This is a genomic window from Gelidibacter gilvus, from assembly GCF_004115975.1.
GTDB lineage: Bacteria > Bacteroidota > Bacteroidia > Flavobacteriales > Flavobacteriaceae > Gelidibacter > Gelidibacter gilvus.
Map to the genome: position 1 here is coordinate 247,974 of NZ_SDDZ01000003.1, position 12,618 is coordinate 260,591.

At 38.9% G+C, this 12,618-nt stretch carries 11 protein-coding genes; 4 read left to right on the forward strand and 7 right to left on the reverse strand.

Annotated elements, in window-relative coordinates; genetic code table 11:
• Positions 1-13 precede the first annotated feature (13 nt).
• Positions 14-490, forward strand: coding sequence for a type II secretion system protein GspG (locus tag ESZ48_RS07545; protein WP_129016722.1), 477 nt, complete (start codon positions 14-16; stop codon positions 488-490).
• Positions 491-607: 117 nt separating this feature from the next.
• Here the strand turns inward: ESZ48_RS07545 and ESZ48_RS07550 are convergent, their stop codons facing one another.
• Together ESZ48_RS07550 and ESZ48_RS07555 are read right to left on the reverse strand one after the other, a co-directional pair.
• Entirely contained in the window at positions 608-1,378 is a 771-nt protein-coding gene (locus ESZ48_RS07550) for a DUF1206 domain-containing protein (protein ID WP_129016723.1), read from the reverse strand.
• Positions 1,379-1,381: 3 nt separating this feature from the next.
• Complete coding sequence (locus ESZ48_RS07555; RefSeq protein ID WP_129016724.1) at positions 1,382-2,440, reverse strand: proline iminopeptidase-family hydrolase; 1,059 nt, start codon at positions 2,438-2,440, stop codon at positions 1,382-1,384.
• Positions 2,441-2,966: 526 nt separating this feature from the next.
• Between ESZ48_RS07555 and ESZ48_RS07560 the strand changes: the two genes are divergently transcribed.
• From ESZ48_RS07560 to ESZ48_RS07570, 3 genes are all read left to right on the forward strand, one after another.
• Positions 2,967-5,927 carry a SusC/RagA family TonB-linked outer membrane protein gene (locus tag ESZ48_RS07560; protein WP_129016725.1) on the forward strand — a complete coding sequence of 987 codons (2,961 nt, stop codon included), beginning with the start codon at positions 2,967-2,969 and terminating at the stop codon, positions 5,925-5,927.
• Between the two features lie 12 nt (positions 5,928-5,939).
• Positions 5,940-7,256 (forward strand): RagB/SusD family nutrient uptake outer membrane protein, encoded by a 1,317-nt coding sequence (locus tag ESZ48_RS07565; RefSeq protein WP_129016726.1) that lies wholly within the window; start codon positions 5,940-5,942, stop codon positions 7,254-7,256.
• Between the two features lie 222 nt (positions 7,257-7,478).
• Positions 7,479-9,356, forward strand: a complete 1,878-nt coding sequence (locus ESZ48_RS07570) for a CocE/NonD family hydrolase (RefSeq protein ID WP_129016727.1) — start codon at positions 7,479-7,481, stop codon at positions 9,354-9,356.
• A gap of 617 nt (positions 9,357-9,973) precedes the next feature.
• Here ESZ48_RS07570 and ESZ48_RS07575 read toward each other — a convergent pair.
• The 5 genes from ESZ48_RS07575 to ESZ48_RS07595 form a co-directional block, all read right to left on the reverse strand.
• Positions 9,974-10,246: a hypothetical protein gene (locus ESZ48_RS07575; protein WP_129016728.1), complete on the reverse strand. Its 273-nt coding sequence runs from the start codon at positions 10,244-10,246 to the stop codon at positions 9,974-9,976.
• A 57-nt stretch (positions 10,247-10,303) separates the two neighbouring features.
• Positions 10,304-10,807, reverse strand: a complete 504-nt coding sequence (locus ESZ48_RS07580) for a methyltransferase (RefSeq protein ID WP_223266396.1) — start codon at positions 10,805-10,807, stop codon at positions 10,304-10,306.
• Positions 10,808-10,810: 3 nt separating this feature from the next.
• On the reverse strand, positions 10,811-11,230 hold the full coding sequence (locus tag ESZ48_RS07585; protein ID WP_129016730.1) for a methyltransferase family protein: 420 nt from the start codon (positions 11,228-11,230) through the stop codon (positions 10,811-10,813).
• 35 nt (positions 11,231-11,265) lie between these two features.
• Positions 11,266-11,613, reverse strand: a complete 348-nt coding sequence (locus ESZ48_RS07590) for a hypothetical protein (protein WP_129016731.1) — start codon at positions 11,611-11,613, stop codon at positions 11,266-11,268.
• 123 nt (positions 11,614-11,736) lie between these two features.
• A complete protein-coding gene (locus tag ESZ48_RS07595) occupies positions 11,737-12,582 on the reverse strand; it encodes a hypothetical protein (RefSeq protein ID WP_223266388.1) in 846 nt (281 codons plus the stop codon).
• Positions 12,583-12,618 lie beyond the last annotated feature (36 nt).

Sequence of the window (12,618 nt, forward strand, 5' to 3'; positions counted from 1 at the left end):
TTAGAAATAAATCATGGAATCTATTGCTGGTTTGTTGGCAGAATTGCTACTGATATTTGAGGATTTTAAATTTTGGCTTAAAAGACGAAGGCAACGCAAATATGAACTGAAATACAGATCACCAAAAAAAAGATGGTTTTACCGGTTTCAGAAGATTGCAATGGTAGGAATAATAGTGGTACTCACTTTTTATTTGGTACGATTTTCTGCTTTTTTATTTGGAAATCCTGAAAAACAAACTCTCAAAAGGCTAACAGAAGTGGCATCGCTCTTAAAGCATGAAAAATCCACATCAGGCTATTATCCTCAGGACTTAGAAGTTATTGTTAGAAAGAATCCCTTGCTTAAAAATGTCCATAAGGATTATTGGGGTCGGGAAATTTTTTATGAACGCCATTCCTCAGGAGAAAGTTATATTTTGATTTCATTGGGAGCGGATGGCCAATTAAACACTTTGGATGATATTGTGCATGAATTTCAAGTTGATTGAAAAGATAACTTAAATTCTGGCACTGCATTTATGAGTGGTTTTATGGCCAAAGACAGTTAAAGATTGATCGGATTACTAATTTAAAACGCTAATATGAAGAGAATAGAAGAGATGGTTTTAGTGCATGTTGATATACAAATATTTAGCTTTTACGAACATAAAAAGTCCGAAAGATAAAAACCCAAGAGCGACAAGACCAAGAACCACGTCACCGAATTCATTGTTCAAGAATTGAAAAGCATCCGTTAAGGTGCTCATTTCTTTATTTCGAAATGTCACTCCTGTTCTTATGGTTAAAAATGACATGACGCCAAATACAAGAGCTCGAGCTGAATGTCCAATAACACCAAATTTCAATAAGGTAGCTTTAGCTTTTGGTGGCATTTCTGAAGATTGTACATTCTTCTTAAATTTATTCGAGACCACAAAATAAATCTCAAAGAGGGCTTTCCCTGCCAGAACCAATCCAAATATAATAGCAAATACACTTCCGTATTGTGAATTTAAAGCACTAATTATGAGTTTTTGTTGATCATCATAGCCGCCACCAAAGAGCAATTTCACGGCTACAAATCCTAATCCCCCATAAAACAGACCTCCGGTAAAGTAGCCAGCTCGCGTAAAAAGTGCTTTAAAATCTGAGCCTAAGTTTCGGGTATCATAAAACGTTTGATACATCCTCCAAAAAGTATAACTAAACAACCCTATGGCCATTGTAGCTAGAAGAATTTTGCCAAACGGCTGGTCGGCCAGATAAGCAATGGCTCCTTTTGTACCGGTTTTTTGCCCACCCCAATTGAGGGTGGGCATGGCTGTTAAGGTACCAATGAGGATGTAGACAAAACCTATGGCACTGAGTCCAAACCGTGCAAGATTCTCTTTGAACATGTTTTATTTCTCTGGAAAACTACCGTCATTCACATCTTTTATAAATCCTATCAATCCATTAAAAAAGTTGTCAGCATCATCATATTGCGTCAAATGCGCACCATTCGTGGTCAAACTTCTTCCGTTTTGTACCTGAGTACTCATCCATTCCATATATTTTGGATCCATAGTATCATGCTTACCACCAATCATCAAAGTAGGGACTTTTAGTTCGTTTAATCGATCAGAAATATCCCAACCTTTTAGAGTAGCATCACCGGTAACGCCAAATTCACTGTAGCCTTGCATATAAATATAAATATTAGGGTTCATATGGGAAAAGGAGCGATTTATGAATTCTGGCCATTCATCTAAAGGTAAATGCAATACGTGTTTGATGTAATAATGTTGGGTCACAAGTTCTGAATATCGCGGATTGCTAAAATCTTCCTTGGCTTCCATATCTTTAATTTCTTTATGGATTTCGGGTGGTAATTGCGGTCCTAATACCTCTGCGGCGTATTTTTCATATTCGGGAATACTGGCCATCATATTCGCAACAATAAGTCCTTTTAAATGATCCTGATGTTTGAGTGCATATTCCATTCCCAGAAGACCGCCCCACGACTGTCCAAATAAGTAAAAATTATCTTTATCAAGATTTAGGGCTTTTCTAACTTGTTCCACTTGCTCTACAGCATGTTCAATGGTCCATAATGTGGAATCGTTTGGTTTGTCGCTGTAATAACTATCCAATTGGTCGTAATAAATGTATTCAATTTCTTCTTTGGGAAGATAACCATCAAAATTCTCAAATAATTCGTGTGTACCTCCTGGACCTCCATGAAGAAGCAATACTTTCATTTTAGGATTATTACCCATTCGTTTCGTCCAGACATTAAACGTGCCTTTTGGAGTTGTGATAGGAATCATTTTGATACCGCCTGTTTTTTGATCATCGCTCTTGGAATAATCGAAATAACTGGATTTGCTATCCGTTTCAGTTTTTACGTTTTGTTGGTTTTCGCCGCAGCTTAAGAGTAAGGCTGCGGAAATGAATAAAAGGTAAAGAGTGGTTTTCATAATTAATTGGTTTTAATTTCTTTGAAAGTTTATCTGTTTTGTACACTTATTTGAAGGACTTAAACGGAGGGTGTAATTATAATCTTAGTTAGACGCATGATGCACAATTGTTTAAAATAGAGAAATTTGAGTATTTAGAAATTTCAAGTTTTCAAACCCAGTATATAAAAGATCTTCGCCTGATGATCAAAGTTAAAACTATTGATTTTTTTTGTTCTGTCGATGATTTCCGTATTGTTTTTGACTACGAGCTTCAAAAAGGACAGCGTTCCTCTGATAAAAAGAAGGAAAACCAGAAATTCATGTTGTCAACCTGTGAGAGACTGAACAGGTCCGTTATGTTCCATTTAATTGTGGTTAGTTCATGATATATTCGAATTTAAAAGACAGCTTTTAAAAGGTATGAATTATTAGTAATCAATCGGTCTAATTTTATTTTTCGGGAAAATTATTTCGTTAAAGTTAACTTAAAATTTGAAAACTTGATTATCTTGAACGCTCAAAACTTAACACTAATTATATGAAAATGAAACAAACTTTTTGGAAAAGCGTTCTTTTCTTGATTTTTTTAACAGTTCCATTGCTGATAGCGGCTCAGGGAACTGTAACAGGTAAAGTTACGGAAGGGTCGTCTGGACTACCCCTTCCTGGTGTCAATGTTATTGTTAAAGGGACCGCCACTGGTGCCATAACCGATATTGATGGTGATTTTGAACTCTTGGTGCCTTCATTTCCTTCAACTTTGGTATTTTCCTCTTTAGGATATGCCACGTCAGAAGTCAAATTGACCGAACCTACAGTTTTAAGTGTCACTATGGAAGAGTCTGCAACCGGACTTGACGAAGTGGTCGTAACAGGATTAGCCAGTTCCGTAAAACGTCAGAATCTTGCAAATGCCGTATCTACTGTATCCGCGCAGGAATTAGTAGGAACTACCAGTCAATCTACGGTGGATGGCGCCTTGTACGGGAAAATTCCGGGCGTCAACATTACGGCGACTTCAGGAGCACCGGGCGGAGGCTTTGCCTTAAGGTTACGTGGAATTTCTTCTATTAACGGAAACAACCAGCCGCTCATCATCGTGGATGGTGTCTATTATAATAATGTGGAAATCCCTTCTGGGCTTCGTTTTGCATCTGGTGCAAACCGTGGAAATGAGGAGAACTCAAGTAACCGTTTGGCAGATTTAGACCCTAATGACATCCAAAATATAGAAGTATTAAAAGGATCTTCTGCTGCCGCGATATATGGGCAGCGTGGTAATGCCGGAGTGGTTTTAATTACTACCAAACGCGGTAAATCAGGCAAGACCAAGATTAGTTTTAGTCAAGATTTGGGCACGAATAAAATTGCAAAACGTTTAGGGGTGAGACCTTGGACGGCTGAATCGGTCGAGAGTGCTTTTGGTCCTGTAGATGGTCCTGGAGAGAGAGCTTTATTTGAGGCTACAATGGCGGCAAATGGAGAGCTTTACGATTTTGAGGATATTATTTATGGTAATACAGGTTTTATAACCGAAACCCGTTTAAGTGCTACAGGTGGTAACGATAAAACTAAATTTTACGTTGGAGGTTCTTATAGAGACGAAGAAGGTATTATAAAAAATACCGGCTTTGATCGTTTCTCATTGCGAACCAATATTGACCATCGCATCTCTAATGTTTTTGATTTTACGTCATCTACGAGCTATACCAGAAGTAATTCCAGTAGAAGTTTCACCGGAAACGAAAATGAGGGTGGCCTAAGTTATGGGTACACCTTGGCATACACGAGACCATGGATCAACCTATTCCCGGATGAAAATGGTAATTATCCTGATAATCCCAATGCTGCAGGGAACTCTATATTTGTGAGAGACCATGCCTTAAATGATGATACGAACGATCGTCTTGTACAGGGGATGACTCTAAATACTAATTTGTTGAGAACCGACACCGATAGAGTTAAAATTGTGACCAGTGGTGGTTTGGATTATTTAGCGAACCAGACTTATGTATATGTACCGGAAACTCATCAAGCACAAGTTCGACCAGGACCTGGAGGTTTTATAGCTGTAGGGAAAAACAACTTTACGCAATTGAATACACAAATTATCGGTGTTTGGAATAAAGAAGCAATGAACGGTGCTTTAGACCTTACCACTCAATTGGGGGTGGCTTACCTCTATCAAAAATCAAATCTTGTAAATAGCCGTGGTTCTCTTTTAGCTGCTGGCCAAACAAGTGTTGACCAATCAGTAAACCAAGTTATTGATCAATTTCGCTCAGAAGAAAAGGATTTTGGATATTTTGGACAAATAGAAGGAAACTATAAAGATCAGATTATCGCTACTTTAGGATATCGTATGGATAAATCCTCCAGAAATGGCGACCCTAATGAATTCCACGGATTTCCAAAAGCATCTTTGGCGATAAATATGGCAAATTTCGACTTTTGGAGCATAGAGTCTATTTCTCAGTTAAAGTTAAGGGCCGCTTATGGAGAGACAGGGAGTCCTGCCAGCTTTGGATCTACATTTACCAGTTTGGGTGCCAGTATTATAGGTATTGATATAGGACAATCTGTAGTAGGAAGCAAGGGAGACCCTTTCGTGAAACCTGAAACTGCCAGTGAATTGGAGTTTGGGTTTGATCTCGGAATTTTTGACAATAAGCTCTCCTTTGAAGCGACCTATTATGATAAGAAAGTAAAAGACTTAATATTGACAAGAGCATTACCTTCCTCTTCTGGTTTTACCCAAGAAACGACTAACCTTGGAGACCTTAAAAATACTGGGGTGGAATTGGCTTTAAGGGCTTTTGTGTTTGATAATGAAAATTTCAAATGGAACACGTCCATACAATGGTATAAGAACCGTTCTGAGATAACGCGATTGGCAGTGCCAGCATTTGCGCAACCTGGCGCTGGATTTGGTCTTGGTCTTGGAACATTTTATATTCAGGAGGGTCAATCTGCTACCCAGTTGGTCGGTAATTTAAACCTAGATGGTACAGGAACAAAACCAACCAAAGTTGGCGATGTAGAGCCTGATTTTCAAATGGGCTTCAGCAATAATTTTACGATCTACAAACAATTTGATGTGTCTTTTCTTTTTAACTGGAAAAAGGGAGGGAACAACCTTAACCTTACGACCTTTCTTTCTGATTTAGGTTTGGTCACTCCTGACCTAGAAACCGAAGAAGGCAAGGCGCGACTTCTCATGCCTGCAAATGCCGTGCGATTTGTGGAGCCTGCAGGTTATTTCAGATTAAGAGAGGCTTCTATCCACTATGCTTTAACTAGAAATACAGTCAATAGTGTGTTTGGCAACGCCGTGGAAGGTGTAAGGTTTGGGGTATCAGGAAAAAACCTTTTCACCATTAGCGATTACAGTGGCTACGATCCGGAGGTTTCCGTAAACGGTGGTACTGGACTTTCAACCGGGATAGAAGTAGGTTCATACCCTAGTTCTCGACAATTTTTCTTTAGCCTAAACGTTAATTTTTAAAAAAATAGTAATATGAAAAATAATATAAAAACTTTAGCGATTATGACCTTCATAATCCCACTATTCTCGCTTATGGTTTCTTGTACTTTTGATGAAGTCGTAGATCCAAACGGGCCAAGTGTGGATGGGGTCTTAAAAAACGCTTCCAAAGGCCAATTGAACGAGCTTGTGGTAGGGATTGAATCTACATCCCGAAATGGCATAGGAAATGAGGCTACGGCCAATGGTGTCATGGCAAGGGAACTATATCTTTTTAATGCGGAACCTCGTAATACGGGAGACCTTTTGGGGAAAGCTGGCATTCCATTAGATAACAACTCCTTTTACAGTGTAGGGTCTTGGAACGGAAATTACCGATGTATCAAGAACATAAACCTTTTAATCGAGGCTCTTGCCAACACAGATGCCGTAAATGAAACTGAAAAAAACGGTTATCTTGGATTTGCTAAGACGATGATGGCAGAGGAGTTGATACAAATACTTAAATCTTACGGAAAGGCGCGTTTGGACGTTGCCGATCCTGAAAATTTGGGACCAATAGTGGAATTTAATGAGGGCATGGCGAAGGTCCGAGCTCTTTTAGATGAAGGCCAACAGCACCTGTCCAATGCCGGAAACAGTTTTGCATTTACATTGAGTAACGGTTTTATTGGATTTCAGGAGCCCTCTACCTTTTCTGAGTTTAACAGAGCATGGGCTGGCGTGGCTGCGGTTTATGCCGGTGATGGAAACGCGGCATTGACCGCTTTATCCGATTCCTACATGGATATGTCAGGAAATTTAAAGATAGGACCAAAGCATATTTTTGGCTTAGGTGGTGGTGATCAAGCCAACACGGTGTTTAAGGTCCCTAACCTTAATGGGGATCAGATTATCGTCCATGATTCTTGGATTGCAGATGCAGAGGCTGGAGACTCAAGAGTGGCACAGAAGTCGGCGCCAAGATTAAACCCAGCTTCCCAAGATGGTCTAAACGGCACCCATGAAACACGTTTATACGAATCTGCTACTAGTCCTATAGATTTTCTTAGGAATGAGGAATTAATTTTGGTTTATGCCGAAGCAAGTATTTTGGCGACTAATTTACAGGATGCAGAAGATGCCTTAAACGTCATTAGAAATTCGGCCAACTTGCCTAATTATTCGGGTGCGAAAACGGCAGATGCATTAACTGCAGAGATGCTAAAACAAAGAAGGTATTCACTTTGGTCTGAAAACCATAGAATGTTCGATTTAAGACGTTATGGACTATCCAATACATTACCAATAGATAGAGCTGGAGATCAGATATTTAATACCATGCCAATTCCATTGCCGGAAACCTATTAATCTTTAGCATATTATAAGAATCAAGGAATTGGCGATGAACTAATTTGGATTCTAAAAATACCACACAAGCCCGATGATAACTCGTCGGGCTTTTTATTAGCCATTAGTCAAGTTTAATTTTGTTCTGGTTGGTTTTTTCAAAGTGCATTACTTATAAGATTTAAATTAATTTTCTCTAAATTAGTGTCTTGTAATAAAAGACCATTTAATAAAACTCCTCTTATGAAACTTTCTCGCATTCCCTTTTTTATCTTCTTTTTTTTCGCAGTTCAGATATTCTATGGGCAGGAACAAAAGGATATTTTTGAAAAACTTGATGAAATTGCCATTGTCGAACAAAAAGTCATGATGCCCATGCGAGACGGAATTCGTCTAGCTACTGATATTTACCGGCCTAAAACCACAGAAAAGGTACCTATCATCTTTTCGCGAACTCCTTATAATTTTAATACCTGGGTTGATGGTGTGCAACAGACCCGAACGGCCCAGCAAGCCTATGAAGCAGTCAAACGAGGTTATGCTTTTGTAGTGCAAAATGAGCGAGGACGTTATTTTTCTGAAGGCGAATGGGATATTTTGGGATTGCCGCTCACCGATGGCTATGATGCATTTTCATGGATGTCAGATCAATCGTGGTCTAACGGTAAAATTGGTACGATTGGCTGTTCCTCTACTGCTGAGTGGCAAATGGCTGTCTCTGCTCTTGACCATCCGTCACATGCGGCCATGGTGCCACAAGGTTTTGGCGCAGGAATTGGAACCGTAGGTAACATTAAGGAGCAGGGCAATTGGTACAGAGGAGGGGCAGAGCAGCTATTGTTCTTCGCTTGGCTGTATGGGGTAGAGCATGATAAATTTAAACCAAGAATTCCTGAAGGTGCCACCCAGGAAGATTTAATCAGAATTTCAAGGTTCTATGATCTGTCCCCAAAAAATCCGCCAATAGATATGGCTAAAGCCCTTGCACATTTACCTATAAAGGATATCGTTAAGAACATACACGGTAAACAGGAAATTTTTGATAAAATGGTCGTACGGAAACCTAATGATCCAGCATGGTACGAAGGTGGACTTTATCATGATACCATGGAAATTGGTGCGCCTAGTTTTTGGTTTGCTTCCTGGTACGATGTTTCTATCACACCAAATTTGGCGTTGTTCAACCATGTTCGCAACAATACAAAAGACCCTGAAATTCGAGATAATCAATACATGGTGATTGCGCCTACCTTGCATTGCGCATTTACACGTGTCACCGAGAACACAATAGTCGGCCAGCGTAGTGTAGGCGATGCGCGTTTAAATTATGAAGAACAGATTTATGCTTGGTTTGATCTTTTGCTGAAAGGAGAGTCCAATGATTTCAAGGAAAAGACCCCTCGAGTACAATATTATACTATGGGCAGCAACGAGTGGAAATCGGCAGGGGAATGGCCACCAGCAGACACTAAAATGACGACTTATTACCTAAATAGTAACGGAAAAGCCAACACCCTTAATGGAAATGGTACTTTAACTAAAAAGAAAGCTACCAAAGACAATCCAGATTCTTTTGTTTATGATCCGATGAACCCTGTTAGTTCTTTGGGTGGCAATGTATGTTGCACCGGGAATGCCGTGGAAGGCGGTGCATTCGATCAACAAAAGATGGAAGAACGTCAAGATATACTTGTTTATACCACGGATGTGCTTACTGAAGGGGTAGAGGTATCTGGATTTATTGAGTCCACCCTCTATGTTTCTTCTGATGCAAAAGATACGGATTTCACCATTAAGCTGATCGATGTCTATCCTGACGGTACGGCCTATAATCTAGATGAAACCATTCAGCGAGTGCGTTATAGAGAAGGTTACGATAAAGAAGTGTTCATGGAAGAAGGGAAAGTTTATAAAGTAGATTTAACGCCAATGTCTACAAGTAACTATTTTAAAAAAGGACATCGTATCAGAATCGAGGTTTCTAGCAGTAATTTTCCACGTTTTGCACGTAATCTGAACACAGGAGGAAACAATTACGACGAAACTGAAAGCGTTGTGGCGGAAAATATGGTGCATCATTCAAAGCAATATCCTTCACAAATACGTCTGCCTATACGATAGTGCGAATATTGAAACTGTTTTTAGAATTAGCGTAGGAGTACTCTAAGTAGTTTCAAGATATTAGTGGTAAAATTTGGCAACATTGCTATGAATGCATTAAATCGGAGTTTTGCTTATTAAGATGAATAGAAACACTTGATAGTACACAATAACATATCATCTGAAGAAAAATGAAGTGCTTTTCAAGCTATTATTTGCCTTCAGATGAATATTGCCCATTTCTATTACTGCATTTTTATTTTAAATCCTTTAGAATTTCGGCGATGGCTTTGTCCAATTGCGGTTGTTTGCCTATGAGTCGATCTTTAAAGTCCTCTTTCACGTAAATTTCCGGTGTTACTCCTTTATGCTCTAAGTTGTCTCCACCCAAAGTAAAGCAACCCCAAGATTCTTGATCTGATAATGGAATGTTCCATCGATTATTACCATTTTCTTAGTGTCTACCTCGCGTTCAACCCAAAATCCTGCTCAACCGATGTATACCAATCTTCATCATTGGTAGCATTCCAATTTACCCATTGTTCATTTTTTGCATAATATGTTCAAGCAACAATTAAAATTTTAAATGTGCGTGTATATTCTTCACTTCAGTTGAACGTTATTACTGGTAAAACCAATCATTTTACTTCTATTGGCATGGATACCGTTATTGTTTCTAAAACCGTGTGCTTGTCTTTCAATGCTTTTAGAGACGGATCATTCAAAATCGCTTTAAATTTTTCCATATCCGTAACTTCAATTAGCATTACCACAGAATTTGGATTGTCAGTATCTTGAAATGTTTTAAGGTTAGATATTGCAGGTGCAAATGCATCAAGTCTGTCTTGGTGACCCTTGAGCCATGTGCCAATATTGCCTACTTTGTGTCTGGTTACGATTGTTTGTGTCATGATTTTTTTTATTTATGATGCCTACTCTTCTCGGTTTTCAGCTTACCCATTTTCATTTTATCTCTTCTCCGCATCAGCCAATTTCTTGGTATCCAAATATTGTTGGAACACCACCACTTTTCCGTCTTTCAAGGTCCATAAGTGCGCCACTTGGGCATTGTAAGCTTTTCCGTTTTTGAATTTGCCGTCATAGCGCAAGGTTGCCAATACTTGATTCGTGCAATACATTTCCCATGGTAACGATGTCTGCTTTTGGCAATCCATCTTTAAAAAATCACCATTCATCACTTTTACGTGATCTGCCATTTTAAATTTTTGTATGGTTTCCGTGGCCATAGATTCCAACGCAGGTAGATCGAAGGTGGTGCAGCTCATGTGAGGGTTGTTTTTGGCGACCATCACAGACAGCACACCAATAGAACCACCAGCATCAACCAATGTTTTGTAGTTTAAAAAATCAAATTGTTGTGCCAGGGAAATAAAGTTACCCATCTGGACTCCTGTCATGCCATCTACGAATTTTTTGAACATTTCGGGATGATTATTTATTAAATCGAAAATGTTTTAACCATTATTTTTTACGTCATGTTGAATCAATCCGGTTTTTAAACCTTGATCAAGTTTTGCCCATACATTCCAGCCTTGTTCATTCTGCATTTCAAGGAGTCCGCGTATATAAGATAATTTGGCTTTGTCAAGAAAAACACCGGTATCTATGGTATTTGAATAACGAGAGGTTTCCAAAAGCCCTTCGCGATTTAGAAATCCCAATGCTGACAGACAATCCAAAAAATCGTAGGTATTTCTGTCGGTGCATTTCAAGTCCAATTTTGATTTGATGTCCTTGGCAGTCTGATTCGGTTGTTTTACCAACTGTGTGAATAATTCAAATTGTACGGCGGTTAAAAGGACTTTTGAGGTCCAAAATCCTGTGCCCATTTGAAGGATTGCTGCTGGGGTTGGTTGAAGCGCTTTAGTTTCCATATAATTGTTTCTTTACATAGTGAGTTAGCATAATTTTAATACAACATATTATCAAACACTTTACGCAGATTCCGTTCTTTGATTTCAAATTTATTATCGGAATTAAAAAGTTTTATAACTACCTTTTTGATTTCTGAAATCTCATATGGAGAGACATATGGAAAGAAGGGATGTTTCCCGATGACATCGTCAATTTTTTTAAAGCTCGTATCCACGTTGTCTCCACAAAATTCATTGTACAAGCGGTCAAATGTCTCTGGGTCGGTTTTGGATTTAATTAAATCGATTTCTTCATTTGTTTCACCCTGATCCCCCGTTACACAACATAAAAGGATGTAAACTTTCAGTTCTTCCTTACTCCATTGTGTGTGTTCCGATTTCATGATTTTTGTTTTTAGTTAAATATTAAAGTCTATCGAAAAAGTGGAATTGAACCCAATCTGTTACTAAAAACTTAAAGCTCTTGACTGCATTTGAATAGGCTTGACATTTTAGAAATTCAACAATTAGTTGCGTGTTTCAACATCAACTGCGCCACTTATGCCACTAAGCTCAGGAAGGAAAATCCACAATTCAGTTTCACCACCGTCGGTAACTGCCATCCAATCTTTTAAAAATTGCCCCCAACTGTCTTTTCCATAAACGGTTTCGTATTTGGTGACAAAGCCATGATCCTCACCTAACCAAGCTGATTTATCAAAGAATGAAATTATCGTCAAATCGCGCCCTTCCTTGGTGCTTGGAAATTCATTGGTATAAATACCATAGGTCTCATCGGGACTTTTGTCAACATATACTTTATGCACTTTTTCAACTAATTTTTTGGCTTCAGCCATTTTGCCTCGCTTAACATCCCAGTAATCTACTTCCATGTTTTTAATGGTGAAATTTTTTGGGAATCTCGACAGTTCAGCCTGAAAACGCCAGTAGCTCTGGGTGCCACTTTCGGAGGTTGTGTACTGCGCAACATTAGTATTCCAATCGGCATCGTGGCCTTCTTTTTGGGCAGGTCTATTATCTAAAGAGCTCCAAGGAAAGGGACCCATAACCCAAACATAACTTCCAGTTTTTGGTCCGTTGTTAATCCAATAAACACGTACGCCATAAGGTCCATTAACGTGGTATTTTTTGTTGTGTGCCGCAATGCCTTTTTCAAACTGTGTGACCTGAGCGGGGTTGGGCGTTAATATTGCATTTTCGAAAACTCCGTATTCTGTGCTGTTTTGTGATAGTGTCAAAAATGGCACTAAAAGCATGATAAAGATTAAGTTTTTACTCACCGCCCAAACAGTCTTGTTTTGGTGTTTCCCGAAAAGTCGGGACAAACGGTATTTTTTATTCAAAAATTTCATAATGTTATTATTTGTGTTCGCCATTGACGAACTGAT

Bases quoted from the DNA above. Each gene is read 5' to 3' on its own strand.
- ESZ48_RS07565 (WP_129016726.1), top strand. From the start codon at position 5,940: ATGAAAAATAATATAAAAACTTTAGCGATTATGACCTTCATAATCCCA.
- ESZ48_RS07555 (WP_129016724.1), bottom strand. From the start codon at position 2,440: ATGAAAACCACTCTTTACCTTTTATTCATTTCCGCAGCCTTACTCTTA.
- ESZ48_RS07595 (WP_223266388.1), bottom strand. From the start codon at position 12,582: ATGAAATTTTTGAATAAAAAATACCGTTTGTCCCGACTTTTCGGGAAA.
- ESZ48_RS07550 (WP_129016723.1), bottom strand. From the start codon at position 1,378: ATGTTCAAAGAGAATCTTGCACGGTTTGGACTCAGTGCCATAGGTTTT.
- ESZ48_RS07560 (WP_129016725.1), top strand. From the start codon at position 2,967: ATGAAACAAACTTTTTGGAAAAGCGTTCTTTTCTTGATTTTTTTAACA.
- ESZ48_RS07570 (WP_129016727.1), top strand. From the start codon at position 7,479: ATGAAACTTTCTCGCATTCCCTTTTTTATCTTCTTTTTTTTCGCAGTT.
- ESZ48_RS07590 (WP_129016731.1), bottom strand. From the start codon at position 11,613: ATGAAATCGGAACACACACAATGGAGTAAGGAAGAACTGAAAGTTTAC.
- ESZ48_RS07575 (WP_129016728.1), bottom strand. From the start codon at position 10,246: ATGACACAAACAATCGTAACCAGACACAAAGTAGGCAATATTGGCACA.
- ESZ48_RS07545 (WP_129016722.1), top strand. From the start codon at position 14: ATGGAATCTATTGCTGGTTTGTTGGCAGAATTGCTACTGATATTTGAG.
- ESZ48_RS07585 (WP_129016730.1), bottom strand. From the start codon at position 11,230: ATGGAAACTAAAGCGCTTCAACCAACCCCAGCAGCAATCCTTCAAATG.